Origin of the sequence: Sphingobacterium siyangense (assembly GCF_007830445.1) — a bacterium.
GTDB classification, from domain to species: Bacteria; Bacteroidota; Bacteroidia; order Sphingobacteriales; family Sphingobacteriaceae; genus Sphingobacterium; species Sphingobacterium siyangense.
Window position 1 is genome coordinate 33,188 of the sequence record NZ_VLKR01000030.1, and the last position, 25,936, is coordinate 59,123.

The 25,936-nt window shown below is 37.5% G+C and carries 30 protein-coding genes and 5 tRNA genes; 32 read left to right on the top strand and 3 right to left on the bottom strand.

All coding sequences use genetic code 11. The features are described from left to right. Together IQ31_RS21280 and IQ31_RS27995 are read left to right on the top strand one after the other, a co-directional pair. Positions 1-1,320 (top strand): sensor histidine kinase, encoded by a 1,320-nt coding sequence (locus tag IQ31_RS21280; RefSeq protein ID WP_070566275.1) that lies wholly within the window; start codon positions 1-3, stop codon positions 1,318-1,320. 83 nt (positions 1,321-1,403) lie between these two features. Further along, positions 1,404-1,922, top strand: a complete 519-nt coding sequence (locus tag IQ31_RS27995) for a hypothetical protein (RefSeq protein WP_088160334.1) — start codon at positions 1,404-1,406, stop codon at positions 1,920-1,922. A gap of 195 nt (positions 1,923-2,117) precedes the next feature. On the opposite strand, the gene IQ31_RS21290 is transcribed toward IQ31_RS27995, so the two are convergent. Next, positions 2,118-3,281: a BamA/TamA family outer membrane protein gene (locus IQ31_RS21290; protein ID WP_088160335.1), complete on the bottom strand. Its 1,164-nt coding sequence runs from the start codon at positions 3,279-3,281 to the stop codon at positions 2,118-2,120. 326 nt (positions 3,282-3,607) lie between these two features. On the opposite strand from IQ31_RS21290, the gene IQ31_RS21295 reads away from it, so the two are divergent. The 9 genes from IQ31_RS21295 (at position 3,608) to IQ31_RS21335 (ending at position 8,002) form a co-directional block, all read left to right on the top strand. After that, positions 3,608-3,680, top strand: a tRNA-Thr gene (locus IQ31_RS21295). A 26-nt stretch (positions 3,681-3,706) separates the two neighbouring features. Beyond that, positions 3,707-3,787 (top strand) — tRNA-Tyr (locus IQ31_RS21300). A gap of 50 nt (positions 3,788-3,837) precedes the next feature. Beyond that, positions 3,838-3,910: transfer RNA gene (locus IQ31_RS21305), tRNA-Gly, on the top strand. A 95-nt stretch (positions 3,911-4,005) separates the two neighbouring features. Continuing rightward, positions 4,006-4,077, top strand: a tRNA-Thr gene (locus IQ31_RS21310). Positions 4,078-4,149: 72 nt separating this feature from the next. Further along, on the top strand, positions 4,150-5,334 hold the full coding sequence (tuf, locus tag IQ31_RS21315) for an elongation factor Tu (RefSeq protein ID WP_075991174.1): 1,185 nt from the start codon (positions 4,150-4,152) through the stop codon (positions 5,332-5,334). A 163-nt stretch (positions 5,335-5,497) separates the two neighbouring features. After that, positions 5,498-5,568: transfer RNA gene (locus IQ31_RS21320), tRNA-Trp, on the top strand. A gap of 23 nt (positions 5,569-5,591) precedes the next feature. Next, positions 5,592-5,786, top strand: coding sequence for a preprotein translocase subunit SecE (gene secE, locus IQ31_RS21325; protein WP_028072657.1), 195 nt, complete (start codon positions 5,592-5,594; stop codon positions 5,784-5,786). Between the two features lie 20 nt (positions 5,787-5,806). Next, on the top strand, positions 5,807-6,352 hold the full coding sequence (nusG, locus tag IQ31_RS21330; RefSeq protein ID WP_046672242.1) for a transcription termination/antitermination protein NusG: 546 nt from the start codon (positions 5,807-5,809) through the stop codon (positions 6,350-6,352). Between the two features lie 69 nt (positions 6,353-6,421). Beyond that, positions 6,422-8,002 (top strand): S41 family peptidase, encoded by a 1,581-nt coding sequence (locus tag IQ31_RS21335; protein WP_145329969.1) that lies wholly within the window; start codon positions 6,422-6,424, stop codon positions 8,000-8,002. 20 nt (positions 8,003-8,022) lie between these two features. Here IQ31_RS21335 and IQ31_RS21340 read toward each other — a convergent pair whose 3' ends face one another. Further along, a complete protein-coding gene (locus IQ31_RS21340; RefSeq protein ID WP_075991176.1) occupies positions 8,023-8,343 on the bottom strand; it encodes a helix-turn-helix domain-containing protein in 321 nt (106 codons plus the stop codon). A gap of 161 nt (positions 8,344-8,504) precedes the next feature. On the opposite strand from IQ31_RS21340, the gene IQ31_RS27415 reads away from it, so the two are divergent. After that, the gene (locus IQ31_RS27415) at positions 8,505-8,642 is read left to right on the top strand and encodes a hypothetical protein (RefSeq protein WP_157625900.1); all 138 of its coding nucleotides are present in this window, start codon (positions 8,505-8,507) and stop codon (positions 8,640-8,642) included. Here the strand turns inward: IQ31_RS27415 and IQ31_RS21345 are convergent. Continuing rightward, complete coding sequence (locus IQ31_RS21345; RefSeq protein WP_075991177.1) at positions 8,639-9,280, bottom strand: rhomboid family intramembrane serine protease; 642 nt, start codon at positions 9,278-9,280, stop codon at positions 8,639-8,641. The genes IQ31_RS27415 and IQ31_RS21345 overlap by 4 nt on opposite strands. 167 nt (positions 9,281-9,447) lie before the next feature. On the opposite strand from IQ31_RS21345, the gene IQ31_RS21350 reads away from it, so the two are divergent. The 20 genes from IQ31_RS21350 (at position 9,448) to IQ31_RS21430 (ending at position 25,809) form a co-directional block, all read left to right on the top strand. Further along, positions 9,448-9,678: a hypothetical protein gene (locus IQ31_RS21350; protein WP_075991178.1), complete on the top strand. Its 231-nt coding sequence runs from the start codon at positions 9,448-9,450 to the stop codon at positions 9,676-9,678. Positions 9,679-9,758: 80 nt separating this feature from the next. Next, complete coding sequence (locus IQ31_RS21355; protein WP_145329971.1) at positions 9,759-9,989, top strand: hypothetical protein; 231 nt, start codon at positions 9,759-9,761, stop codon at positions 9,987-9,989. Positions 9,990-10,013: 24 nt separating this feature from the next. Continuing rightward, positions 10,014-11,078, top strand: coding sequence for a hypothetical protein (locus IQ31_RS21360; RefSeq protein ID WP_145329973.1), 1,065 nt, complete (start codon positions 10,014-10,016; stop codon positions 11,076-11,078). A gap of 4 nt (positions 11,079-11,082) precedes the next feature. Continuing rightward, positions 11,083-11,523 (top strand): MauE/DoxX family redox-associated membrane protein, encoded by a 441-nt coding sequence (locus IQ31_RS21365; protein WP_145329975.1) that lies wholly within the window; start codon positions 11,083-11,085, stop codon positions 11,521-11,523. Beyond that, a complete protein-coding gene (locus IQ31_RS21370) occupies positions 11,498-12,208 on the top strand; it encodes a GLPGLI family protein (RefSeq protein ID WP_070566299.1) in 711 nt (236 codons plus the stop codon). The genes IQ31_RS21365 and IQ31_RS21370 overlap by 26 nt, the downstream gene beginning before the upstream one ends. Positions 12,209-12,216: 8 nt before the next feature. After that, positions 12,217-14,796, top strand: a complete 2,580-nt coding sequence (locus IQ31_RS21375) for a peptidase associated/transthyretin-like domain-containing protein (protein ID WP_145329977.1) — start codon at positions 12,217-12,219, stop codon at positions 14,794-14,796. A gap of 80 nt (positions 14,797-14,876) precedes the next feature. Then, a complete protein-coding gene (locus IQ31_RS21380) occupies positions 14,877-15,977 on the top strand; it encodes an HlyD family secretion protein (RefSeq protein WP_115047365.1) in 1,101 nt (366 codons plus the stop codon). A 36-nt stretch (positions 15,978-16,013) separates the two neighbouring features. Continuing rightward, positions 16,014-18,176, top strand: coding sequence for a peptidase domain-containing ABC transporter (locus tag IQ31_RS21385; RefSeq protein WP_145329979.1), 2,163 nt, complete (start codon positions 16,014-16,016; stop codon positions 18,174-18,176). Between the two features lie 17 nt (positions 18,177-18,193). Then, entirely contained in the window at positions 18,194-19,540 is a 1,347-nt protein-coding gene (locus IQ31_RS21390) for a TolC family protein (protein WP_145329981.1), read from the top strand. A 7-nt stretch (positions 19,541-19,547) separates the two neighbouring features. Further along, on the top strand, positions 19,548-19,880 hold the full coding sequence (locus IQ31_RS21395; protein ID WP_115047371.1) for a hypothetical protein: 333 nt from the start codon (positions 19,548-19,550) through the stop codon (positions 19,878-19,880). Positions 19,881-19,970: 90 nt separating this feature from the next. After that, positions 19,971-20,147: a hypothetical protein gene (locus IQ31_RS27420; protein ID WP_157625906.1), complete on the top strand. Its 177-nt coding sequence runs from the start codon at positions 19,971-19,973 to the stop codon at positions 20,145-20,147. 12 nt (positions 20,148-20,159) lie between these two features. Beyond that, the gene (locus IQ31_RS27425) at positions 20,160-20,324 is read left to right on the top strand and encodes a hypothetical protein (RefSeq protein ID WP_157625908.1); all 165 of its coding nucleotides are present in this window, start codon (positions 20,160-20,162) and stop codon (positions 20,322-20,324) included. A gap of 80 nt (positions 20,325-20,404) precedes the next feature. Then, positions 20,405-20,998: a CPBP family intramembrane glutamic endopeptidase gene (locus IQ31_RS21400; protein WP_070566311.1), complete on the top strand. Its 594-nt coding sequence runs from the start codon at positions 20,405-20,407 to the stop codon at positions 20,996-20,998. A gap of 468 nt (positions 20,999-21,466) precedes the next feature. Continuing rightward, positions 21,467-22,072 carry a DUF3267 domain-containing protein gene (locus IQ31_RS21405; protein ID WP_070566313.1) on the top strand — a complete coding sequence of 202 codons (606 nt, stop codon included), beginning with the start codon at positions 21,467-21,469 and terminating at the stop codon, positions 22,070-22,072. A 146-nt stretch (positions 22,073-22,218) separates the two neighbouring features. After that, positions 22,219-22,350, top strand: a complete 132-nt coding sequence (locus IQ31_RS28110; protein ID WP_262507981.1) for a hypothetical protein — start codon at positions 22,219-22,221, stop codon at positions 22,348-22,350. Between the two features lie 19 nt (positions 22,351-22,369). Further along, on the top strand, positions 22,370-23,218 hold the full coding sequence (locus IQ31_RS21410) for a TraB/GumN family protein (RefSeq protein ID WP_158638949.1): 849 nt from the start codon (positions 22,370-22,372) through the stop codon (positions 23,216-23,218). A gap of 194 nt (positions 23,219-23,412) precedes the next feature. Then, entirely contained in the window at positions 23,413-23,583 is a 171-nt protein-coding gene (locus IQ31_RS28280; protein WP_368072491.1) for a DUF3267 domain-containing protein, read from the top strand. A gap of 231 nt (positions 23,584-23,814) precedes the next feature. Further along, positions 23,815-24,240 (top strand): CPBP family intramembrane glutamic endopeptidase, encoded by a 426-nt coding sequence (locus IQ31_RS28285; RefSeq protein WP_075991187.1) that lies wholly within the window; start codon positions 23,815-23,817, stop codon positions 24,238-24,240. A 135-nt stretch (positions 24,241-24,375) separates the two neighbouring features. Beyond that, complete coding sequence (locus IQ31_RS28290) at positions 24,376-24,633, top strand: TraB/GumN family protein (protein WP_075991188.1); 258 nt, start codon at positions 24,376-24,378, stop codon at positions 24,631-24,633. 69 nt (positions 24,634-24,702) lie between these two features. Beyond that, complete coding sequence (locus IQ31_RS21430; RefSeq protein WP_145329983.1) at positions 24,703-25,809, top strand: hypothetical protein; 1,107 nt, start codon at positions 24,703-24,705, stop codon at positions 25,807-25,809. Positions 25,810-25,936: the final 127 nt, after the last annotated feature.

The following is a 25,936-nucleotide window of genomic DNA, read 5'->3' on the forward strand; positions in this document are numbered from 1 at the left end:
ATGAGGCACGGAAAAATCTTAAATGCAATCAAGGTTATCTTACTGCTGGTAGCAGCACTTGTGAGCGCTTATTTGCTACTTAAAAGAGAATATGTACAGGCGGCTTTGATCTTTTGTATGATGCTATACCTGGGTTTTAACCTATATGCACAGTATAATTTTTTGGCCAGGCAGCTGATTGAATTTTCCGAAGCGGTCAAATACCGCGACTTTACCAGACGCTTCTTGGTGAAAAATACAAAGTCAGTGGAAGGGCAGCTTTTTATGGCCTTTAATCAGATCAACGAGACTTATAAGGAGATCAGCATTAAGCAGGAGATTCAGCACCAATACCTGGATCGTGTGATCAATATGCTGAATTCGGCGATTATCTTTTATGAGATGGATAGTGGTAAGGTCATGTGGGTAAATGAAGCTTTCAAACAGCTATTTCATTTGCCACACCTTGGAAATATCACTGGATTGAAGAAAAAAAACAATGATCTTTATGAAAAAACCATGTTGCTTGAAAATGGACAGCAGCAAATGGAGTCCGTTCAGTCAAGTAAAGGAAAAATAAAATTATTGATTCAGAGCTCAAGCTTTGAGACACAGGAAGCTTTGTTTCGCATTGTGGTGTACCAAAATATCAACGAAGCAATTGATGAGACTGAGACAAAGGCATGGCATAAATTATTACGTGTACTGACACATGAAATCATGAATTCCATCGCTCCGATCAGCTCACTTGCTGAAACCTTAAACGGTCGTTTGGACCATTTTAAAGGAGCTGAAGATATTGATGATCTAAAAACAGGTATTTCCACCATCAAACGTCGTAGCGAAGGACTTTTACATTTTGCGAAGAGTTATCGTATGATCAATAAAGTCGATCAGCCTCAGCTAGCGCCGATCCAGATTTCGCAGTTATTTGAGCATATCTATCAGCTGCTTGAACCAACCTTGATCCAGAAAAATATTGATGTCGATATTATTCTGAAAAATACACGGCTAATCTTATCTGCAGATGTTAATTTGATCGAGCAGGTTATTATCAACTTAATGTTGAATGCAATAGATGCGGTTAAAAATAGGGAAGAAGCCTATATTAGTTTATCTGCTCTTGAAGTAGACGGAAAGGTGCAGATTCGGATTGAAGATAACGGGGCAGGAATTCCTGCTGATCTTCAGGAGCAGATCTTTACACCATTTTTTACAACGAAGAAGACGGGTACAGGGGTCGGCCTTACCCTGAGCAAACAGATTATGCTTTTGCACAAGGGAACTATTTTCCTCAATAGTACGGAAGGAGAAGGAAGTGTTTTTATTCTCCAGTTTTAGGGGGATCATTCCCGCAAACTAAAACCTAATGTTCCATGTGAAAAATCATAAAAATTAGCGATGTTTGCAGCGAAATGAACTACATGCTTAAGTATTGGCGACATTATTTTGTATCCCATAGTCGCCATGGGACCCATTCTCCTTTTGTTTATAAATTGGTAGACGAAGTAATTTATCAAAAGACATCCAAAGGGAGCGTTTCAGAATTACCACAAACTATTCAAAACGAGAGCAAGGTAGAACAGAAAAAGTATGCATTAATCGATCGATTATTAAGGACATTTGCTTACGACAATTTTAGCTATTGGGCCGATCAGCCGCGCGAAAGTTATAGGAGTCTTTTGCACGACCAATGTGGACGTTATGCGTACCGACATATTTATTATATTGACCAGGACGATCTTGACCTGAATTTTTTGGGAAATGTTGGGGATCGAGATCTATTAATTATAAACGAGCCCCATTTATCAGTGAAAAGGGAAGCCTATTGGAATAGGCTGAAGGAGGATGATCATAGTGTAGTTACGATAGATCTATACCGAATTGGGTTGGTTTACTTTAGAAAAGGACAGCGAAAAGAGAATTTTCTGATTCGATTTTAGCCTTCTGTTCCGATCTAGCCTTCTGTTCCGACCTCTTTTTGAATGTCGATGGTCAGTCATCTACCGCGTTCCGTTGGGCATCAACTATTTTAGCTGAAGTTGAGGGAATTGGAGAGGAGGGGAAAAAGGAAAAGGTGGATGTCATTAGGCAAGAATAAACAAGAGCATCCATGCCTATATGGATGCTCTTGTTTATTAAAAAGCTTCACTTAGGGACAGATAGAAACCCGACTGTCGTTTTTCACCGGGTCTTTGTTCGCCAAAGGAATAATCAAAGCGTATGCTGCTATTGTGTTCGAGACTAAAGAAGTAGCGTAAACCACCACCATAACTTGCGACATATCGGCTGCTATTTTCCTTGGAAAAGGTCGATCCGAGTCCTGAAAATCCAACGATGCCAAAGCGTGGATGAAAGCGATAACGCAGTTCAGCCTGTGAGGCAAGATAATTCTTGTCCCGATAACGTCCGAGGTAATAACCGCGCATCATCATGTCTCCACCGAGCTCACGGTAGTTGTAAAATGGGACGGTTTTTCCAAATGTGGAACGAAAGATTCCTTGCAGAGCCAGCGTGACTTGGTTGTGCAGTGGAATAAAGCCACGGAGATCTACATCGAGGTTTGCCCCCGTAAAATCAGTACTTGTCCATAACTTTGGAGCATAGGCCAGCCGCAATTTAGCATAATACCCCTTTGTTGTATAAGAAACGTTGTCCCTATTGTCAAACAATTGCGAAAGACCTATGAGTAGCTGTTGTCCGCCATGCTTTCCAATAAGATCGGAATGATTGAAAATGCGATCGGCACTGTCGCTACGAATGGTGAAGTTATCGTATTGAATGTTGATACCCGAATACAGGTTGTTGCTGATTTTTTTCTCAGCTTCGAGTTTGACGCGAAATAATTTTTGATCAATGCGTTCTTCATCGGCTTTCCAAGTGTCCATACCGACGCCATAATAGTTAAAGGGCCAATTACGGTAGCGTATTTCACTAATCAGATGGTAGTCGTTGTTTCTAGTCCAAAGATCGGTCTGCAGTTTGAAGTTGGACTGACTATTGGATGTAAAGGTTCCCATGACCGTGACGGTGGAGGTGCGGATTTTGGGATCAGATTTGTCCAGATAAAAATTATACGCGCTCGCCAGGCCGTATTCAACTCCCGTTTCCTGCGCATAACCAACGGCCGGTAAAACCATAAAACTACCGGAACGTGTCGAATCTCTTTCAGCGGAAAGAAATTTTTTACTCAATTTTTGAATAATATTTTGAGCTTTCAATTCGGCCGATCCCATTAAAAGTACCGTAAATAGTACGGAGTATCGGGTAAGTTTTGAAAGTGATTGCGGTAAAATTTGCATGCCCAAAGATAGTATATTAGCCAAATAACCAAAACAGGTAAATATGCAACCAAAAATTATTGTGCTGCATATCAGTATAATTGCCAAAAACTGTCTTTTTTTTTTGACAAATATTTTTGTAAAGTGAGTTTTGTGTCTATCTTTGCATCAGCAAACAAGGGAACAACGGTTCAAAACAACGAAAGTTTGCTTAGTTCTTTAAATGAAAAAAAATAAAAAATAAACTTGCAGAAATCAAAAGTAAATTCGATATTTGCACTCGCTGAAAAGGTGGAAATACTTGGTCAGACGTTGATAGAATGTAAGTTTAAATAAAGATATTAGAAGCCTCTTTAGCTCAGCTGGTAGAGCAACTGACTTGTAATCAGTAGGTCATTGGTTCGATTCCGATAAGAGGCTCTAAATGTAACGAAAGTTACAGGTCTGGAGGGGTTCCAGAGCGGTCAAATGGGACGGACTGTAAATCCGTTGCTTCGGCTTCGAAGGTTCGAATCCTTCTCCCTCCACACTTTATTTTAATTAGGGTGTTAGATTTACTCTAGTTTCTAATTATTAAGCGGAAGTAGCTCAGTTGGTAGAGCGATAGCCTTCCAAGCTATAGGTCGCGAGTTCGAACCTCGTCTTCCGCTCAAATTTTTCAAGTATTAAATTTAGTCTCTATCTTCTTTGATAATAATGTATCTAAAGGTGGGGGCATTAATACGTAAATAAGGTTTTTTAGTAAGCCGAAGTAGCTCAGGGGTAGAGCACTTCCTTGGTAAGGAAGAGGTCGTGGGTTCAAATCCCATCTTTGGCTCGTACTTGTGTAAAAGTTAAGCAAGAGTATATAACAAATAGAAATAATTTATAATTACTAATTCGCATAAACATGGCAAAAGAGAAATTTGACCGTAGTAAACCACACTTAAACATTGGTACTATCGGTCACGTTGACCACGGTAAAACTACAACTACAGCTGCTATCACTAAAGTATTGGCTGATAAAGGTTTGTCAGAAGCTCGTTCATTTGATTCAATTGACTCTGCTCCTGAAGAAAAAGAGCGTGGTATCACAATCAATACTGCACACGTAGAATATTCTACAGCTAACCGTCACTATGCACACGTTGACTGTCCAGGTCACGCTGACTACGTTAAGAACATGGTAACTGGTGCTGCTCAAATGGACGGTGCTATCATCGTAGTTGCTGCGACTGATGGTCCTATGCCTCAAACTCGTGAGCACATCTTGTTGGCTCGCCAAGTAGGTGTTCCTGCGTTAGTAGTATTCATGAACAAAACTGACTTAGTTGATGACCCTGAGTTGTTAGACTTAGTTGAAATGGAAGTTCGTGAGTTATTATCATTCTACGAATTCCCTGGTGATGATATCCCTGTAATCAAAGGTTCTGCTTTAGGTGCATTGAACGGTGAGCCTGAGTGGGTTGAGAAAATCATGGAATTAATGGATGCTGTAGATAACTACATTCCAATTCCTCCACGTTTGACTGACTTACCTTTCTTGATGCCAGTTGAAGACGTATTCTCGATCACAGGTCGTGGTACAGTTGCTACAGGTCGTATCGAAAGAGGTGTAATCAACTCTGGTGATCCAGTTGAGATCTTAGGTATGGGTGCTGAGAACTTGAAATCTACAGTAACAGGTGTTGAGATGTTCCGTAAAATCTTAGATTACGGTGAGGCTGGTGATAACGTAGGTTTATTGTTACGTGGTATTGAGAAAACTGATATCAAACGTGGTATGGTTATCTGTAAACCAGGTTCAGTAACTCCTCACGATCATTTCAAAGCTGAGGTTTACGTATTGTCAAAAGCTGAAGGTGGTCGTCACACTCCATTCTTCAACAAATACCGTCCTCAATTCTATTTCCGTACAACTGACGTAACTGGAGAGATCTCTTTACCAGAAGGTACTGAAATGGTTATGCCAGGTGATAACGTTACAATCAGCGTGAAATTAATTTCTGCTATTGCAATGGAAAAAGGTCTACGTTTCGCTATCCGTGAGGGTGGTCGTACAGTAGGTGCTGGTCAGGTAACTGAAATTATCTAGTCTTTAATAAAGATTTAGAATCACATAGAATAAGCTAATCGACTGAGGTTGATTAGCTTATTTTTTCGATAAGCGATTTATCGGATTAGAATAAAAAAAAGTGAAAAAAGATTTGCAGAAAGTGGTTTAAAACACTATATTTGCATCACAAAATAAGAAATACACGGGCATAGTTTAAAGGTAGAACGAAGGTCTCCAAAACCTTTGGTCTGGGTTCGAGTCCTGGTGCCCGTGCTTATAAAAACAGATAAACTAAAATGGCAAAAGTACTTGATTTTTTTAAAGACTCTTATGTAGAGATCACTGAGAAAGTGACTTGGCCTACATGGTCTCAGTTACAAAGTTCAGCTGTTATTGTGCTTGTTGCGTCTCTTCTTATTGCATTGGTTGTCTTTGTAATGGATAAAGCTTCAAGCGTAGGGTTAGAATTCTTGTACGGTATTGCTTCTTAATTTTTCAATCGTATTTATTTATGGCAGATCAAGGTTTAAAGTGGTACGTAGTTCGTGCTGTAAGTGGTAAAGAAAAGAAAGTAAAGCAATATATTGATGCCGAAGTTAGCCGTTTAGGTATTGAGCACTTGATTCCTCAGGTGTTGATTCCAATGGAAAAATACTACTTGATGCGCGATGGTAAGAAAGTTGCTAAAGAACGTAACTACTATCCTGGTTATGTTTTATTAGAAGCAGCTCTTGACGGTGAGTTAGAGCACATCATCAAAAATATCAATAGTGTAATTGGTTTCTTGGGCGATAAAGCTGGTAACGCGGTTCCTTTGCGCCAAGCAGAAGTAAATCGTATCCTAGGTAAAGTGGATGAAATGGCCGAGCAAGGTGAAACCATTAACGTTCCTTACTATGTGGGTGAAACAGTGAAAGTCAACGACGGTCCTTTCAACGGATTTACCGGAGAAATCGAAGAAGTCCACGAAGATAAAAAGAAATTAATCGTGATGGTGAAAGTCTTCGGTCGTAAGACGCCACTTGAACTAAACTACATGCAAGTAGAAAAAGAGTAAGATTAGTAATTAACGATAGAGAAAAGCTTTTCATGAAAATTGGAAGGCTTTTTTTGTATCTTACTACAAATGAAAAGGCCAACTATTTATCTATTCGTATTGGTGTATGTGCTGACATTGCTGAGCTGTGCAAATGTCGAGAAGTACAATCGATTTATTGAAACTCCCCTGGCGGTGGAAGCTATGCAGCAAGACATCAACTATGTTGAGCATAACTTATGGAAAATGCATCCAGACTTGTTTCTATATGTGCGAGAAGATCAGTTAAAGGGTAAGTTCGACAGCCTTCGTAGGGCGATCCGCCAGCCATTATTGCCCAATCAGTTTCAGTTGGCATTAGCATCTGTACTGGCTCAAGTTCGGCAGGGGCATATGACGCTGAGTCCCCTTATTTCCAAATTTGACCCGAAAGGTAAGGATAAAGTCCGTTATCAAAAAAGTAAGGGGCCCTTTTCACAACTGGGATTTCATTGGCAGGAAAATACACTCTATCTCTCAAAAAATGGAACGTTAGATTCAAGTTTGGTAGCAGGCTCTAAAATTCTTTATATTGAGGGGATACAACCACAAAATCTGTACACAAAATATCGTCCAACCTTTACGTCGGACGGCTATAATACGACATTTATCGATCAGGCTTTTGAGCGTTTATTACCGCGGTATTACCAATTGGAACTGGGGTATAAAGATTCTATTTCGGTTTTGTTTTCTCGCGCCGATAGTACATATCAGCGGACTGTGGTCAGAAGGTTTGACAGTGTCGATACAAAGGCTAAATCAGGGATAAGGACCACGGTTGTGAAAAAAGTGAGCCAACCTGATCAGAAGAAAAGTGATCAAAAAAAGCAGCGTAAAATCTTTGGGTATAATGCCAACCTAAAAAGAATGAGTAAACAGCTCTCTTTCCCTGTTAAAGGCGATAGTAGTGTTGCTTTATTGAAAGTGGTTGACTTTTCGTATGGACGTCCAAAAGAAGCCTATAGAAGGATTTTTGATCGGCTGGAGCTTAATTCGGTCCAATACCTGATCTTGGATCTTCGTGGCAATTTGGGTGGACGTTTGTCCGATGTCCGTGAACTATACAGTTACTTAGTGGAAGAGGATAAATTCCAATTTGTTCAGCCGGCAGTTATCAGCTCAAAATTCAACTTGCCGTTTTATCAGGTAAAAGGATTGCCGGGCTGGTCTTATCCCATTTTATCACCATTTATTATTCCAAGTGCTGTAGTATCCTGGACAAAGAGCTTTTCCAAAGATGGGATAAATTATACCCACCTTACAGGGAGCAAAGTCGAGAAATCAAAAGGCAGTCGCTATCGCGGTGATTTATTTGTATTGATTGATGGCGGTACTTTTTCTGCTGCGAGTTTAATTGCTACAAATCTAAAAGTTGGGAAGCGGGCTGTGTTTGTGGGCGAGGAGACAGGTGGGGCAGCTAGTGGCACAGTTGCGGGAGTTCTTCCAGTGCTGAAACTTCCAAACTCCCATCTGCGTTGGCGTTTTGGCCTAATGGATGTCAAACCTTATTATCAAGTAAACGAAGCGGGGCGGGGTGTCATGCCGGATATTCCTGTCGTGCGGAGTGTTGATGATGTTATCAAGGGGAAAGATCCAGTATTGGATAAGGTGTTGAAGTCTATTAAAAAATAAGGAGAAGTGTAAGCGGGGGATTAGGCTTTACTTTGAGATCGTTTCCCTTGAAATAAGGCAATTATTTTCTTTAGAACAAGTTTGCTATAATGATAGATTAAGCCAAATATATTCTCTCCTGTTATATCGCTAGCCAAAGCAGGTGGTAAAAGTTCATAGATCGTGATACCAAAATAATCCGCTATTTTGTATACCTGCTCTACCTTTAGCTTCGTCTCATTGCGTTCGATTTTTGAATAGGCAGCCTGTGATATCTCCAAAACGAATGCAACAGCTTCCTGTGATATCCTGAGACTTTCTCTTTTCTGCCTAATAATTGTTCCGATTTCTTCTCTTGCCATTCTTTAAAAACCCAAATTATCGAATGGCCTAATTTAATAAATATAACTTGAAGTTGTGAAGTTTTTCGATGTTAAAACTTCTAGTTATAGTCTATAACCCTAGGTTGTGGTAGCTCAGCCTCTTTTCCATGAATTTTGATAAAAATAAATATTGAGATATCATGGAAAAGAAATTAAAAGAAATTAATGTTAGCGAGTTGGATGCAAATGAAGTGTTGGAGATTGAAGGAGGATCGGAGCGGGAGGGTGAGAAAAATACAAATTGGTTAGAATCCATATGGAATTATCTTAAACCTTAAAATGCGTCTTTCAATTCGATAGCATAGGGGCTCATAATTAGTGCTAATATGGAGCCAAGAACAAATGCGACCAAGTGTAAGGATCTATTTATTTTGGATATTTTGATGAGGGAAAGTAGTACTGATGTTAGTAAAGCATATATCCAATAGTGCGTTGAATTATGAATCCATGGAATGAATAAATGATTCATTTTTTGCAAAGGGAAAAATAGTCCAGAAAAACCGAATAGTCCAAAGGAAAGGCCAGATGAACCCACAGCGGTAAATGTGAAGTCTTTCTTTTTAAAAAGTGTTTGGATGAGATTTGGTAGGATTATAAGAAGGAGAAAAATAAATATGGTAAAGACGTAAGCAATAGTAATTCCGTGTGCTTGATTTAAGACAGCACACATATCATACCCTAATCCAAAAATTACAATACAATTAAACAAGAGGTGAATCCAGTTGCGATGAATCAAAGCCGAGGTAAGCAAAGTATGAATACGCTTACCTCTTGCTATTTCGTAGGGGTGCAGGATCAGTGCATGGAAAAACGATTTATTATAAAATCCAATGATGCTGCATACCAATATAATCGGTACGACAATATAGGAATAGGGGGATTCGGCGAAAGTTGGGAATATATCAAAGAATTTCATTAAACACTATTAATTTGCGTTGTAAGTTAATTAATAAATTTTAAAATACAACCTCAGGTTGTGGTGGATGTAATGGGTAATGCCCAAATTTGTATCGTTGATCAACAGAAGCAGTTGCCGAAAAAGCTTTAAAATAGAGTAGGATTCAATAAATAATTTCTAATTTTATGAAAACAGTGAAAAAAAATTCTCTTGCCTTATTGGCGGTAATATTTACTCTTGTAGGTATTTCTAAGATTGATTTGGTGAAAGCATCAAATGCAGGCGTGAAAGTATGTCCTGGTGATGGCAAAGGTTGCGTTCTTTGGGGTGCAATTGAAAAAGGCGACGGTAGTGGCTTTATTGAAATTGGAAAGGACGACGAATCTCAGGATACACCAGCTGAACCAGGAGCCTAACTCTATTTTATAACAAGTCTTGTAGCTAAGGGCTACAAGGCTGTATTTAATTTAAGCTATTTTTTATGAAAATTATTTTAGTGAAAACTATAAGCACATTATGTGTTATGGTATGTGTATTTTTGTCTATGCATTCCTATGCGGGTACAAACGAGAAAGACCATGCTTCTACCTCCAATGGTGTTAGAATCTGTCCAGGAAGTGGATCTTCTTGTATTCTGTGGGGTTTGGTTTATAAAGGTTCTGATAATTCTCATGTTGAACCAATGCCAGATGAGGAATCCCAACCAACACCCTCAGACAATCAGTAAAATTTAAGTATATAAATTCATCTAATGAAAATCCAATTGTTAATACCAAGTTTAGTGTTGTTGATTTCCTGTGGTTTAAAATCACCAAGCAGCTTCAATGCACTAGAAAAGCGAAATATTGTTGTTTGTGATGCACTTCAAATTGAAGGAAAGACCATCTACGGTGATTTGCAAAATGATTTGGAGGCTGTACCTTATACTAAATCATTAAAACCTGCAGATTTTGGTGATAAACTATATCAAATAGCAAGTTCCAGTGTGGAACGGTATTATCTCAAAGAGAGTAATCAACAAGTTCATTATTGGGATGTTGCTAATCTTGAACATCATACGATGGACCTATCAAAAAAATATCCCTTTGGATTGGTTATAGGACAAGATGAACATAGTATATATTTCTATAATTCATCTACAAAAGGAAAAAGTTTTGGTACGTATAACTTGGTTTCTGAAAAATGGAATATTGTCAATTTTGATGGATATACTGTAATTAGTACAGCCAAGCTCAGCAAGAAACCAGATGTTTTGCTATCCACAGGAGTAAAGGATGAAAAATTGGGTTTTTACCTTATTGATACCTTGCAACAAACTCAAACATTGATAAAAGCAATTGAGACTAAAGATCCCGTTAATGGAGACCCTGGTGTCTATGGTGGTAAATTTTATGTATTCCAAGATCGTATACTGTATGTGTTCGATAATCGATCAAGCTTTTATGAATTTGATCAAGACGGAAGATTTGTTCGTGAAATTACCACTATAGATACCTTTGATTTTAAGGGGAAGTCCAATAAGGCATACAATATACAGCTGGAAGGGTTGTATAAAGGTCTAGAAATCTTTGACAATATTTTGTATGTACGGACAAATATTATCAGTACTAAAAATAGTTATATACTTTATGATCGGTATGATCTCGTGGAAGGAAAATATAAAGATAGCTTTAAGCTCAATTTTGATTTTGATATCAGTCAATATTCTTATCCCATCTTCACCAATCATTTAACGGCTGATAAGTTTAGCTTAATATTTGGGGATAAATATAGGTCTGGTCGTTATGCCAAGATTACGTTATTTTTCAAAAAATAACTTTATGAAAAGATATCTTTTATATTTTATTGTATCGGTTATACAATTTGGGCTTTTTGTGTTACTCATGATTTCTGTATATCAAAAGATTAAAAATTTTGAAACTTTCATGGATACATTAGTTGGAACTAATTTGTTTTATGTAAATTCCGTGAAGTATTTTGCGATAGCTGTGATCGTTGCGGAGTTGATTGTTGCTTTCTTCTTATTGGCCTATCGAAAAATAGGATTTTATTTGACTATTCTTCTTTTTTCAGTTTATACCCTCTATATTATTATATTAGAATTATACTATTTTTATCCTTCCTGCGGCTGTGGTGGTATTATGGCGCAATTACCATTCAAGGAACATTTAACTCTTAATCTTATTTATATAATTTTGGCTGCGATTAGTATTCTATTCGTGAGAAAATCAACATATGAAAAAAATATTGTTATCGTTTAGTTTTTGTATATATGCGTTACTTTGTGTTGCGCAAAATCAATATAAGATTACCTATAAAGGAACATTGCTTTCCTCTTCTCTCAATGCGAGATTGGAGCAAGAAGTAAATGATCCAGTGTTTTTGCAAGGATATAAAGATTTGATTGAGGGTTTCGAAGTGCAATATGCATTGTATGTTGATGTATCCAAGGGGAGATCAATCCTCTTGGAACAGAAAGAAATTGGATTGGATGGTCCTCCCCCATTCAAACATTTATTCTCTTTTTATGATCAGGCCGGTAACCTATATTTTGAAGATCTATTCCGCGGTAAGCAATTTAAGGTGCGAGACTCGCCAGCAGTATTACAATGGGATGTAAAACAGGAAATAATGAAAGTTGGCAATTTTAATTGCCGTAAAGCAGTCCTTAAGAATGATCCTTTCAATACCGTAGTATGGTTTTGTGAAGATTATCCGATTAGTTTTGGACCCTATATCGGAGCTAAACTTCCGGGTTTGGCAGTTTTGTTGGAGAATGATTACTATGTTATCAAAATCGATAAAATAACAAAAGAGGCATTTTCCAAGAATATCGAAAATCAAATGAATGCAGCTCAGAAAAAGACTGGTATTTCTTACGCCAAGTATAGAGAACAGGTAGCCCCTTTGCTAAAAAAGATGAAAACTGAAAATATTATTGATTAGGACAACAAATGAGGTTTTGGTCGGGTATTTTCTTCATTTTTTCTTGTTATTGTGCTTCAGCTCAGCTGCTTGATGGTCGTGTAGTTTCCCGAACCAGTGGAGATCCGATTTCAGGAGCAATAATTAGTCTCTATAGTGTACAGGATTCTGATCGTATGCTGCACTATATGACGACGGACGACAAAGGCAGATACCGTTTGCGTGAACATGGATTTCCGTTCATACTAAAGGTGAGATCTATGTCTTTTCAAACTTTTCGAACTAAAGTGAGTAAAGCATCTGATTTTCCTGCAGTGATCATGCTAAGCGATGAGTCTATTCGCATGGATGAAGTATTGGTAAATATGAACAAAGGCTTTGCGTCCTTTAATAATGATACGACGGTCTATAATCTTAAGGCTTTGAATCTTCAAGATAGAGACAATCTGAAAGAGATTTTATTACGGATTCCTGGATTCAAAGTCGATGAAAATTACAAAATCGTGCATGGTGGGAAAGAGATTAATAAAATTCTGATCAATGGTAAAGAAGTCTTCGAGTTTCAAAATAAAATAGCTTTGGAGAACATGGAATCTGGAATGTTAGATCACATAAGAGTGATTGCCAATTATCAGGATCCATTTCGTGTCAATCTTGGCAATGAGCATGAAGAGAAAGTGTTGGATCTAAAGGTGAAAGATAGTTTTACGAATATATTGAAAGGAAATGTGGAAGCATTTCTAGGCTATAAGAATAAGTATAAATTTAAACCCTTTCTCTTTTATTTTGGCGACAATCTTTCTTTGTTTTCGTTGACGAATATCAATAATGTCTTTGATAAGGACTGGTCGAGTGAGGATTATGCAGGCGCAATACGTTCTAACAATGTCGCTTCAAGTTATTATTCCTCTCAGAATAAGAAGGTATTTTATACGAAGGACATTACGCTAAATAATGAATCTAGCTTATTGAATGCGACAATGATTAAAAAGAACACGGAGCGATATTCATTACAAGCGGTTCTGAATTTAAATTATTTGAAGTCCATCCGACTCTCTGAAGAGAATTCCAGATTTTTAGGAAATAATCTTTATGAAAAAAATAGTACGGATAGTTTGCGCGCTAGAATGATCGGTACTATGTTGAATTTCCGATATAAATTGAGTGAAAGTAGTATTGCCAAAAATATCTTTTCCAGTTATCAAGACCGTTTGAAAGGAGAGGGAAGTTACGAATCAATATATCCTCAAACAAAGGAGCTTTTTAATCTCGGAGAGATGACGGAGCAGAGGAGCAATATTTTATCAAATCGTTTGACTTATGAGACCAAGATAAATAATGCCTTAGCCTGGAATATGGGCTGGGACTGGAAAAATGAGATTTCAAGAGATACTTGGCAACTTCAATATTTAGAGACAACGAAAGAGCAGACTAATCGGAATAAACAGAATATTAAATTTTCAAGCAATGAAAGTATATTGCATACTAATTTGAGACAGCTTTTGGGAAAAGTAAATACACTTGTCTATGAATTATCTTATAGTAATATACATAATAGCTTTATTCCTGATAATATTAACCAAGCCAAAACGCGATATATAGCTCGCACAGAAGCAAATTTTAATTTAAAACGCTTTAACCTTCGTAGTACAATAGCCTTGCAGCGTCAAAGAATCGAAGTATTTGATTCTATATCTACTTCTACTTTTTTATTGGCTAACATTAATTTGGATTACTTTTTGGATCGATTTAAGAAAAATCGTTTAATTTTTAATTGGGGAAGAACTACCCAAGCACCTGACGTCAAATCAGGGCTAAGCCAGCGCGTAATCTCTTATGATCAGACAATACTTGGAAACCATCAATTGCTGCATGATATTTATGCAATCAATACAGTAAAGCTCGGCTATTTATATGATTTTCCATTTAAAGGGCAATCTTTTAGAATAAATCTCTATAGACAGCACAGTGAAAAAGCGCTGGTACAATTTATTGATATGACTTTTCCGCTTTTAAGAAATTTGAAATTGGTTCAGGGGTATCGAAATGTAGGGCTAGATGTCTCTTATGCACAAAATCTTTTTAAAGATCAGTTTCCTATGAATGTTTCCTTGTTCTATAACTATCAGAACAACCGCTCTTATCAGTTTTCGGGTGCTGGAGAATCGCAGATTAAGCAGCGGAATCATGGTTATATGCTAAATCTAAATTCTTTTTCCTCAGGAGCGATCAACATTTCTATGACCCTCAAAAACGATTATACACGGTATGGTTATCAAGATGGACTTCTAACGGATCAGAACTCACTAATGATTTTGTTGGGGCCAAAATTTAATCATAAAAGGACGGAATGGAAGACAATGCTTAAATATAGCGTTATAAATAGTGTTGATCAACGGCGCGAGTTTATGGATATAGATCTTTCCTCGGTATATATCATTAGTAAAAAGCTAGAACTGATATTGACTTGTGAAAACATGTTGCAGAATTTAGGTTTTAAAAACAACGCTGTTTTGTCTGTTTTTAATAATCAAAATGGAATTGAAAATTTTCAATCTTTTAAGAATTTAGTTGGATATAGTGCGGTGGGTGTCAAGTACAGATTTTGATGGAAATTTAAAAATACAACCTCAGGTTGTGGTGGATTTAATCAACAATAGACAGTTTTGTATTGTTGATTAAAACCAAGATGAAAAGAACAAATATTATATACCTGCTGCTGATAGTGGCTATAATTATAGGGTTGATATTATTACCGCTTATCAAAGTGCCGATTTCAATTTCGGCACAGGGAATCGTCAGGCCTACGATGGAGAATACAAAGATGCTATCCTTGGTCAGTTGCCGTATTATTGACAACCGTATAGTAGGCAACAATCAGCAGGTAAAACAGGGGGATACACTACTAATCATTGTTTCCGAAGATCTGGAAAATAAATTGTCTCTAAATAAGGGTTTAACGGATGACTATGCGAGGCAAATCGCTGATCTAAAACTTATTCTTGATGGTAGGGCAAAAAGTCTGCAAAGTGGACAATATCAATTGGAATATCTGTCCATGGAACAACGTATGTCTGAAATACAGTCGCAGCTTACCTTAGCACGCCGTGAACTGGACCGACATAATCAGCTATTCAGCCAGGGGGTGGTGTCCCAAGCAGAACTTGATAAAACGCAATACTCTTTTGAACAACTTGAAAATCAGTTTTTGACGATACGGAAGCAGCAGATGGCGCAATGGAGCGCTAAGTTGGTCGAACTGAAACAGAAAGCACAGTCGCTGTCGTCCGAGAAAAAGTCTATCTTGATTGATGGTCAAAATTATATTGTTCGAGCGCCCATAACAGGTACAGTGGTTAATTTTAAAGGATATCAAAAAGGAGGACAGCTCGTGCAGGGACAGGATATTTTGGAAATTTCGCCAGAGGATCAGCTTATAGCTGAATGTATGGTGCCTGCCAAATCGATCGGCTATATTAAAAAGAATCAATCGGTCAAATTCCAGATGGACACGTATAATTATAACCAATGGGGATTTCTTTCGGGGACAGTGCATGATATTGACTACAATCTGGTAAACGATCAACAAAAAGGATCCTTTTTTAAGGTCAGGTGCCGTATGGATCAAAACTTTCTGAGCCTCCCCAATGGAAATAAGGCCTTTGTAGGAAAGGGAAATACATTTAATGCGCGGTTTTACCTCTTGGACCGTACGTTATGGCAGCTCCTGTTCGATCGGGCCGACAATCTGTTCAATCCAAATCTTGGCGCTAAAACGAGCGCATTATAAAAATTTCTTTATTAATCTGACAACAGTAAATTTGTAATGAAAAAATCTCCTGTTTGCATTAAGCAGCACGATATCCGTGACTGTGGGGCGGCCTGTCTGGCTTCTATTGCGGGCTATTATGGTACACATATTCCTATTGCCAAGATTAGACAATTCTGTCACACCGATACGCGTGGTACCAATGTGTTAGGTATGGTTCAAGGACTGCAACAAATGGGTTTTAATGCCAAAGGTGTCAAGGGCGCTATAGATGCCATTCCGCAGAGACCTTTACCAGCAATTGCCCATGTTGTGCTCAAAGAGCAGCTCCAACACTATGTGGTAATCTATCAGGTGGAAAAGGATAAAATTACGGTGATGGATCCTGGTTTGGGAAAAGTAGAAAAATATACCTTTGAGGCCTTTCAGAAGATTTGGACTGGGGTGTTGATCTTAATGGAACCCAATGAATATTTTGAACAGAAAAATGAGAAGATCGATGTTTACAAGAGATTCTGGAATCTGATCCGGCCGCATCGCTCGGTGATCGTTCAGGCACTGGTGGGAGCTGCTGTGTATACGCTGCTGGGGCTTTCAACATCGTTTTACATTGAGAAAATTACCGATTATGTACTGGTCGATGGCAATCTGCGCTTATTGAACCTTCTTTCGATCGGTATGTTGGTCATTCTGATTTTTCAGTTGCTCATTGGTACATTGAAAAGTGTCATGGTCCTGCAGACGGGGCAAAGGATCGATAAATACCTGATTTTGGGTTACTATAAGCACTTGCTGAGCCTTCCGCAACGCTTCTTTGATACAATGAAAGTAGGCGAGATTATATCGCGGGTCAATGATGCAGTCAAAATTCGTGCTTTTATCAACGATGTAGCCATACAAGCGGTCGTTAATGTGTTGATCGTAGTCTTTTCCTTTGCGCTTATGTTTACCTACTTCTGGAAGCTGGCTTTGATCATGTTGCTTGTTATCCCTTTTTATCTTGGGGTCTATTGGCTTTCGAATAAACTGAACAAAAAAGTAGAGCGCCGGATGATGGAAGAAGGGGCCGAACTGGAATCTCATCTGGTCGAATCGCTCAATTCGGTCAAGACTATCAAGCAGTTTGGTATTGAAACTTATTTTAATAGTGGTACAGACAATCGGTTTTCGCATGTATTGAAAACCATTTATGCCTCGGTGATGAATGGCTTGTTTTCCAGTACCTCTGGCGAGTTATTGTCACGGTTATTTACCATTATCCTCTTATGGGTTGGCTCATACTATGTGATCGAACGTACGATCACACCGGGAGAACTACTCTCATTTTACGCCCTGATCGGTTATTTTACAGGTCCGGTGACGCAATTGATCGGCATGAACAAGACATTGCAAAATGCATTGATTGCAGCAGATCGCCTGTTTGAAATTATGGATCTGGAGCGCGAAGAATCAGAAGAAAAATTACAGCTTACTTCGGATCTGGTTGGGGATATTGTCTTTGATAATGTTCGTTTTTCTTACGGATCACGGGTAGAGGTATTCCGAAATTTTAGCTGCCGGATACAACAGAGCAAGATGACGGCTGTGATCGGAGAAAGTGGAAGCGGTAAGACTACGCTGGGAGCGCTTATTCAACAGCTGTATCCATTACAGGAGGGGAAGATTTCTATTGGGCAATACGATCTGAACTATATTTCGAAGAGCTCCCTTCGGGAACGCATTGCCATCGTGCCCCAACAGATCGATCTTTTTTCGGGTAATATTGTCAGCAATATTGCTGTTGGTGAGGATATCCCCAATTTTCAGCGTCTCTTGCAGGTGGTCAATGAATTGGACATGATGTCTTTTATTGAAAAGTTGCCAGCCGGTTTTGAAACTCAGCTGGGTGAAAATGGATCCATGCTATCCGGTGGACAGCGGCAACGAATTGCCATTGCACGAGCATTATACCGCAATCCGGACATTCTGATTTTAGACGAAGCAACTTCAGCTTTGGATACTTCAACAGAACAGGTAATCCAGCGGGCATTCCGTCGCTTTAAAGATTCGGGTAAGACGATGATTGTGATTGCCCATCGGTTGAGTACGATTGCCGAGGCCGATACCATTATGGTGCTTAAAGATGGTGTACTTATCGAACAAGGGGAGCATAATCAGTTGTTAGCCCAAGAGTCTGCCTATAAGGATATGTGGAAAAAGCAATCGATCGTGTTAAACTAACTGTTGTTTTTTATTCAATGATGAACAATTATCAAAGAAGTAGGATAAAGTGTTGGTTTATTACTATAAACATACTGTTATCTACGAATGTACTGGCGCAGCGAGCCTGGACTTTACAGGATTGTATCGACTATGCTGTGGCTCATCATCTGCCGATCAAACAGCAGGACATCAAGGCTAAGATAAAAGTGCTGGATCAGGAAATGGCAGTGCGGGAACGCTTGCCAAGTGTGAGCGGCTACGCAAATGGTTATACCACTTTTGGATCATCACAGGATGTGTTTGGTACGATTCGGCGCAATGACAACCTGAATAGCAACATGGGGATCAATGCGGAGCTGACCCTATACCAATATAACTATTTTCGAAACCAGGCCAAGAAAGCTGCTTCCGAAGCGGAACAGGAACATATCGAAAAAGAGATATTGAAACGGAATCTTACCGTTCAGCTGATGGAAGCCTATCTGCAGACCTTGCTGGCTCAGGCACTGCTGGTCTCACAGGATTCGGCCATGCAGTTTTCACAGCAACTCTTGGATAAGGCCCAGAAAAGTACGGCGGTAGGGGCAACAGCAGTGTCGGTAGTTGCCGAAGCAAAAGCCAATCTGGCACGGGAGAAACAGCAATACCAACAATATCACAAAGATAGACAACAGTCCTTGCTCAAACTAGCCCAGCTGATGAACTACCCGGACTATAATAACTTAAGCCTGGCTGTCCCAGTAGCGGAGAGTGATCTTCTGCAAGAGCATACTTTTTCGGATATATCGAACCTGCGGGAAGAAGCTTATTTGCATAATCCGGTATTTGCTAAGTTTCGAAGTCAAGCTGTTGGACTTGAGGTCGAGTCCAAGTTGGTTAAAGCAGCGTTATTTCCGACGGTAAAGGGATCCGCTGGCTTGGGAAGTACCTATTTCAATGCTTTTAAAGCGGACAATACGCGATCTTTTTTTGTACAGAGTAAAGACAACTTTGCCCAGCAGCTCGCTGTGACGGTTTCGGTGCCCATCTTCAACAAAGGAAAAACAAAACGTCAGTTGAAGCAGATCGACTTGAACCAGCAAAATATACAATTGGCGATTGATAATGAAAAGTTTGCTCAGCAGCAGATCTTAGATAAGCTATTGCTTGAATTGGATGAGAACAGAAAGCAATATGGTATTGCGGTAGAAGCGAGCACGGCAACAGCGCAATCTTTGGATTACACCTTGCGGAGTTTTGAAGCGGGCAAGGCATCGATCTATGATGTCAATACGAGTAAAAGTAATTTGATTAAAGCGGAGTCGGAAACGATCCGCAGCAAATATACTGTGGTGTTCAATCAGCTCATGCTGCGCTATCAGATTTATGGATCGATAAATTAAAATCATTATGAAGCTATTTCAATATATAGATCGGATTAATTTGTTGGACAAGTTGATCCGCCAAAGAAGGAAGGGGACGCAGTCAGAACTAGCAGTCCGCCTCGGGCTTTCTGTGTCACGATTGGCCCGTATTATTGAATATCTTAGAGATATTGGTGCTCCAATTACTTTTGATAGATCGCTTAATACGTATTACTATGAAAAAGACTATTCAATCCAAATCAAGGTAGAGGTTCAGCAGGAAAATATTCATTTGCTTGATTTAAATCAGATGAGACAAGCAAATGCGGGTGATAATTTTATTTCAAATCATTTTCTGAATGCTTTTTTTGTGCATTGAGCAAAAGTAATTTAGTAGTGTTGATCAATAGAGCAGGAATCCGAAAAGGCTAACAATAGAGTAGGGACTAATTTTTTATAAATCAAAAAAATGAATACATTAGATTTAAAAGGTTTCGGTGTTCAGGAAATGGATGCGAAAGAAATGGAAGTAGTTGATGGGGGATGGTGGCAAGCTGCTTTGGGGACATTTTTATATAATGTCGTTGCTGATTGGAGACAAAACGTTGCTGCATTTGAAAGAGGAATAAATGGTGAAGCTTTATAAACTTGTAAATTTATGAACAAAATAGAACTAACAGAATTGACTAATTCTGAGATTATTGAAGTAAACGGTGGAGATGGTATGACAGAAGCTTTTTTTTGGGTTTTAGGTCGATTTTTTCAGGCTCAACAGAGAGATCTAGATGGATCCATTGGTGGCCCTACAGCAATTCATGGGTAATTTAGTGCTTTGAAAATAAAAACTATTTTACGTAAGAACCTAAGTACTTTACTACTTAGGTTCGTCCTAATTTTGATTTATTGAAACAAAAAATAAAACTTTTAATATTTGGTACTTTACAATCAAGTATTATATTGATTGTGTTTTTTCTATTGTTTGGCTTAGATATAGCCTCCAATACTATTACCATGTCTGATCAATTTAATATCTTTCTAATATGTATCTGTACAGCTTTTTTTGAAGAGATTGTCTTTCGGTATTATTTGATTCGCGGGTTGAGTAGATTTTTTAATAAGAAAAAATCAGTAATAATTTCCGCTGTGTTATTTGCTGCATGTCATCTAGGAAATTCTCATTTTACGACCACAGCATTTGCTTCCCATTTTCTAGGTGGTATAATTTATGCATATGCTTATATTCATACGAAATCTATATATTATCCTGTTGGATTACACTTCGGTTGGAATTATATTCAATGGTTATTTTCACTTCCAATGAGTGGAACAACAAAAAGTGGTTTATATAGTCTTATTTTGCCAACCAATGATTATTGGTTGGGAGGAAATTATGGGATAGAAGGAGGGTTTGCAAGTCTTCTGATTAGGAGTATCTTGTTTGGCGTTATCTTATTTACAGTTTCCAGATATGAAAGAAATGCACACGTGAATTATTAGGTTTCGGTTTTCTATTAATGTTAACATTTTATTTATATATGGGCCCAAAATAAGTAAAAAAGGGGAGAGTAGCATGATATTGAAATTATTAAAAAGTTGTGAATATAAGAATTATTCCATTGGATTGGGCTTTAAATTAAGATATTTAAATTATGTTGTTAGTAAAAAGTCATAACTTGATTATTATATTTGGCTATCGAATTTTTCTAATTTTGCTACTTATCCGTGCAATGGTTGCACATAATCAAAAAAATAAAGCCCGTATATAAATTAATACCACTAAATAATGATGAATCGCAGGCTATAAGAATAAACTATGGTATAAATTTATAGGAGAAAAGCATCTTCTATAAATATAATTTGAAGACATTATTACTTTTTCTACCCTAGTTCAAAGAAAGTAATGGTGTTTTGACTTGTGCTATTGGCAATTGAAGAGTAGTTGATGAGAATAATGTGAGAAAATTAATGAATGAATTAATAGATTATCCAGGGTTTGTTGTAGAGCCGAGATTGATTAGTATGTCTAAAGCTAACATGATAGGCATGTTGTTTTTCGCTGTTTTCATTCTCTTATACGGGATACCTTTTTGTTTACTGTGGGATCTAAAGGAAGAGCTGGCGGCAATTAAAGATAGCCTATATAATAAAGCTTCGAATGCATGGTGGGTTTATGGTATTGTCATTATTATCGGTGTCGTTCTTCATGAATTGATTCATGGCATTGTATTCGCATCCTTTGCGAAGCAAGGTTTCAAATCCATAAAGTTTGGAATTATTTGGAAAATGCTCACTCCATATGCTCATTGCAAAGAACCGTTACGGGTAAGACCTTATATGTTAGGTGTAGTTATGCCTTTTCTCCTTGTTGGCTTTTTACCCGCGATTTATTCAATTTTTACTGGAAATTTACCACTTTTATTTTTTGCAATTTTCTTCTCTGGTGCGGCAGTCGGAGATTTCATGATTTTAAATTTAATTTATAAAGAGAATAAAGATAACCTGGTACTTGATCATCCTACTGAGGGAGGTTGCTTTATTTTGAAAAAGGTTACTAATCCAGCGGATTTGTGATTACAAAACGATATTTGAGCTGAGATTCTAGTCTAAATACTTGTGTGATAAATTCTTAACTTCCTAATTTTTCCTTTAGCCTCACCCTTGTAATATAGATATATCCTAATGTTTATTTTTGGGACAGTAACTAAATCTAAATATTTATGGAAACTAAAATAATTTTATTATTTGTAGTAATAATAGCTATTCTGGCATTTTGTGTCTATCTGCTATCTAATGTCGGCGAATTTATTCGAGGATTTGAAGATGGTTTTAATGCGGCCAAAAATAAATAAAAACCTTAAATTTAAACGGATGAAAAAACACTTTATTCTTCTATTACTTTTTTTTATAATCACTTTTAGTGGTTTTGCGCAGGGGAATTCGATGCTGTGGAAAATCTCGGGAAATGGACTTAAACAAGATTCCTATCTGTTTGGTACGATCCACATGTTGTGCCCTGACGATTTTGAGATCAAACAAAAATGCCTGGATGCGCTTAATTCGAGTCAGAAAGTCGTATTTGAAGTGGATCTGTCGAAACCTGAAAATATGGAGGTCCTACAGGCATTTGCCGTACCTGACCCTAGTTTTATTAAAAACTTTACCGATAGCGAAGTGCGTAAAATGGATAGCGTCTTGTTGGCACAGCAGCTTTCAATTAAATTATTGGATCATGTTTCACCGGTAACAATGGCTTCCTTATTTTCAATGAAAGGCTTTAATTGTCCTGATCCAACAAAGTTGAAATCATATGAAATTGAGCTATCGGCTCTGGCCTCCGCTCAGGGTAAAACAATTGGCGAACTTGAAACAGCTGATTATCAATTCGGGTTATTGAAAGACTTGATTACGCCAAAGTTATTTATGGACTGGGTATTGCAGTTGGATAAATATCCCGCTCTAACGGCCAGAATGGTCAATGCCTATAAAAATGAAAACCTCAAAGAATTAACTGCATTGATTGAGGATCCTACATGGATGTCTGTCGAACAGAAAGAAAAGCTCTTGACAGGGCGGAATGTAAACTGGACAACGATTATTCCGAATTTGATCAAAGACCAGGGGTGCTTTATTGCTGTGGGAGCTGGACACCTGTCTGGTGAAAAGGGCTTGATCTCGTTACTTAGAGCAAAAGGTTATAGCTTGACGGCAATTGATTAGGATTGTTATTTTTTGAGATAAAGGAAGTATAGTACCTTGATAGGATACGCTTATTGTTTTTCGATGGTCTCATCGTTTTATATGGAGTGCCCTTTTATTTATTGTGGGATCTAAAGAAAGAGCTGGCGGCAATTAAAGATCGCCTATATCATAAAGTTTCGAATGCATGATGGGTTTATGGCATTGCCATTATTATCGGTGTCGTTCTTAATGAATTGATTCATGGTATTGTATTCGTATCCTTTGCGAAGCAAGGTTTTAAATCTATAAAGTTTGGAATTATTTGGAAAATGCTCACCCCATATGCTCATTGCAAAGAACCGTTACGGGTAAGACCTTATATGTTAGGTGTAGTTATGCCTTAAAGTTTTAATTTATAACTTATGAAGTCGCTTAAGATCACTATCTAAAATGAAAAACGGACAATTTACGATGTGAAAATTGTCCGTTTTAGCCGGTTAAATTATTCTTTCATAACTTACTGTTGTAAAGGTTTATCCATATAGACTTATCATACAGTTTCATCAAAAAGGAAATACATGTCAAAATATATAAATCGATTGTTGAAATTACCTGTGCTTTATTTATATACTCTTATGATAGTTTCTTATCTGAGTATTGATGTTTTGTGTCACGTAATACTTATTGATTTATTCAAGTTTGAATCGGTTTCAAATGCGGTAACTCGAGATCAAAGTATATTGAAAATATTCATATATGCACTAATTTTAGGGCCATTTTTTGAGACATTACTATTTCAATTTATACCCGTAAAACTTCTGTCTACATATGTTTTTTTTAAAAAGAAAAAAATATGGATAGTTTTAATTTCTGCCCTTCTTTTCGCTTTGACTCATTTATATAGCTCTTATTATTTCATTTATACTTTTTTGATGGGTATAAATTTAGTCTTATTCTTTTTTATTATGGAGTTTAAGAATAAAGGTTCAGGACTTTGGCATACCACATTGCTACATGCTATTATTAATCTAATGGTTTTTATCCATCAATATTTTAGATAAGAAAATTTTGGCGTGCAGTAATCGATTTCCAAAAAAATAGTCGAAATTGATGGGGGATAAGCTACATTGTACATTTTATAATGGTGTTTCTGATTGGAGCCAAAATGTTGCTATATTTGAGCGAAGTCTAAATAGTTGAGCTTTATAAAAGATGTATGCTACGAACAAAGTAAAGTTAACAGAATTCTGAATATAAACTGGATAACGATTATTCCGAATTTGATCAAAGATCAGGGTTGCTTTATTACTGTGGGAGCTGGACACCTCTCTGGTGAAAAGGGCTTGATCTGGTTACTTAGAGCAACAGGTTATAGCTTGATAGTAATTGATTTTATCTATGGATTGGGTTTACATCTATTGGTGAGCTTTATAGCCGTTCTCATGAAAATATAGGTATAAAAATAATGAGTTGCGCTACAGGCATGGCCAATATAGTAGCCTTTTAGTAGGTTGACTATGCATATGAAACTAAAATTTACATTTATTCTGATCTGTTTGTTAGCCGGGCTATTATGCAAAGCTCAGATACAGTTTGTCGGCGCTCAGAATAAGTTGCCAATTCCCTCATTAAATATTTACAATGAAAAAGGGACATTGATTGGATTTACAGATAAAACTGGTGTAACTCAGTTTCTCGATAATGGAGTGAAGAAGCAAAAACTACCATTAGCAGTTACGGTACAACATATCTCCTATGAAAACAAAACCTTTTCATTAGTATCGCTGGACGATAAACAACTATATTTTTTGGAGTCAAGACCTCAAGTCTTAAAAGAAGTCACTGTTACGGCAAAGCCAAAAGAAGTCGTGGTATTGAAAGGGTATTTCCGCTCCCTAGAGACATTTGATCATCAGTATAAGTATTTTTCGGACGGAATTGTAGAGTTTTATATTCCGTTGAAGAAGGGTAAACCTAAATATAGATTGATTGATTATCGTGTGTTTGTAGATTCTATTGTCGCTAAGGATTATAATGCAAAAATGCGATCTTTCTTCCAGATTCCTAGGATTACGGAAATAGATAATAGAAAATTAGCGGATCGATTAAATGATCTCGTTAAGGAAAACGATACGTCTAGCCGTATTCGCTTGTTGAAAAAAGGAAATGAGGTAGGGCACCTGACGACAGATGCTGATCGAAGTAATGTTCAATTGTATTTGGATAAGGTGTTGCCAGATACTGTAGTGAATGAAAAACTTTTTAGCCTAGAGGCGAAGACGTTTCACGAGGTTACAATTGAAAATTATAATGCAACCGAATTAAACAGCATGACGCCTTTCAATTTAACAGCCCTTTACCAAAATATTGTTGCGTCTTTAAAACGCAAAAAGGAATACGGCCATATCCCTTGTGAGATACTTAATGAATTTTATGTCATGGAGAATGGGTATATAACGGAAGAGGAATATAAATCTAATCAAAAGGGCTTGACGAAGAGTATTTACACAACGCTCCAAAAAAGCAATTATAAGACACGATTTTGGGAGAAGTTGGAAGACTATCATATTCCAGCGATCAACGATGGACTGGTAAAACAACTTGGTGAAAATCTCCAATTGATTAATTGATATTTAACGGTAATTTGTCGCTATATAACCACAGGTTGTGGTACAACTATATCATAATGTCTATTTTTGGGACAATAGTTAAATCTAAATAATTATGGAAATTAAGAAACTTTTAAAATTTGCAGCA

Excerpts from the sequence above, each read along its gene's own strand:
- IQ31_RS21280 (WP_070566275.1), top strand. The coding sequence starts at position 1 with ATGAGGCACGGAAAAATCTTAAATGCAATCAAGGTTATCTTACTGCTG.
- IQ31_RS27995 (WP_088160334.1), top strand. The coding sequence starts at position 1,404 with ATGCTTAAGTATTGGCGACATTATTTTGTATCCCATAGTCGCCATGGG.
- IQ31_RS21290 (WP_088160335.1), bottom strand. The coding sequence starts at position 3,281 with ATGCAAATTTTACCGCAATCACTTTCAAAACTTACCCGATACTCCGTA.
- tuf (WP_075991174.1), top strand. The coding sequence starts at position 4,150 with ATGGCAAAAGAGAAATTTGACCGTAGTAAACCACACTTAAACATTGGT.
- secE (WP_028072657.1), top strand. The coding sequence starts at position 5,592 with ATGGCAAAAGTACTTGATTTTTTTAAAGACTCTTATGTAGAGATCACT.
- nusG (WP_046672242.1), top strand. The coding sequence starts at position 5,807 with ATGGCAGATCAAGGTTTAAAGTGGTACGTAGTTCGTGCTGTAAGTGGT.
- IQ31_RS21335 (WP_145329969.1), top strand. The coding sequence starts at position 6,422 with ATGAAAAGGCCAACTATTTATCTATTCGTATTGGTGTATGTGCTGACA.
- IQ31_RS21340 (WP_075991176.1), bottom strand. The coding sequence starts at position 8,343 with ATGGCAAGAGAAGAAATCGGAACAATTATTAGGCAGAAAAGAGAAAGT.
- IQ31_RS27415 (WP_157625900.1), top strand. The coding sequence starts at position 8,505 with ATGGAAAAGAAATTAAAAGAAATTAATGTTAGCGAGTTGGATGCAAAT.
- IQ31_RS21345 (WP_075991177.1), bottom strand. The coding sequence starts at position 9,280 with ATGAAATTCTTTGATATATTCCCAACTTTCGCCGAATCCCCCTATTCC.
- IQ31_RS21350 (WP_075991178.1), top strand. The coding sequence starts at position 9,448 with ATGAAAACAGTGAAAAAAAATTCTCTTGCCTTATTGGCGGTAATATTT.
- IQ31_RS21360 (WP_145329973.1), top strand. The coding sequence starts at position 10,014 with ATGAAAATCCAATTGTTAATACCAAGTTTAGTGTTGTTGATTTCCTGT.
- IQ31_RS21365 (WP_145329975.1), top strand. The coding sequence starts at position 11,083 with ATGAAAAGATATCTTTTATATTTTATTGTATCGGTTATACAATTTGGG.
- IQ31_RS21370 (WP_070566299.1), top strand. The coding sequence starts at position 11,498 with ATGAAAAAAATATTGTTATCGTTTAGTTTTTGTATATATGCGTTACTT.
- IQ31_RS21375 (WP_145329977.1), top strand. The coding sequence starts at position 12,217 with ATGAGGTTTTGGTCGGGTATTTTCTTCATTTTTTCTTGTTATTGTGCT.
- IQ31_RS21380 (WP_115047365.1), top strand. The coding sequence starts at position 14,877 with ATGAAAAGAACAAATATTATATACCTGCTGCTGATAGTGGCTATAATT.
- IQ31_RS21385 (WP_145329979.1), top strand. The coding sequence starts at position 16,014 with ATGAAAAAATCTCCTGTTTGCATTAAGCAGCACGATATCCGTGACTGT.
- IQ31_RS21390 (WP_145329981.1), top strand. The coding sequence starts at position 18,194 with ATGATGAACAATTATCAAAGAAGTAGGATAAAGTGTTGGTTTATTACT.
- IQ31_RS21395 (WP_115047371.1), top strand. The coding sequence starts at position 19,548 with ATGAAGCTATTTCAATATATAGATCGGATTAATTTGTTGGACAAGTTG.
- IQ31_RS27420 (WP_157625906.1), top strand. The coding sequence starts at position 19,971 with ATGAATACATTAGATTTAAAAGGTTTCGGTGTTCAGGAAATGGATGCG.
- IQ31_RS27425 (WP_157625908.1), top strand. The coding sequence starts at position 20,160 with ATGAACAAAATAGAACTAACAGAATTGACTAATTCTGAGATTATTGAA.
- IQ31_RS21405 (WP_070566313.1), top strand. The coding sequence starts at position 21,467 with ATGAATGAATTAATAGATTATCCAGGGTTTGTTGTAGAGCCGAGATTG.
- IQ31_RS28110 (WP_262507981.1), top strand. The coding sequence starts at position 22,219 with ATGGAAACTAAAATAATTTTATTATTTGTAGTAATAATAGCTATTCTG.
- IQ31_RS21410 (WP_158638949.1), top strand. The coding sequence starts at position 22,370 with ATGAAAAAACACTTTATTCTTCTATTACTTTTTTTTATAATCACTTTT.
- IQ31_RS28285 (WP_075991187.1), top strand. The coding sequence starts at position 23,815 with ATGATAGTTTCTTATCTGAGTATTGATGTTTTGTGTCACGTAATACTT.
- IQ31_RS21430 (WP_145329983.1), top strand. The coding sequence starts at position 24,703 with ATGAAACTAAAATTTACATTTATTCTGATCTGTTTGTTAGCCGGGCTA.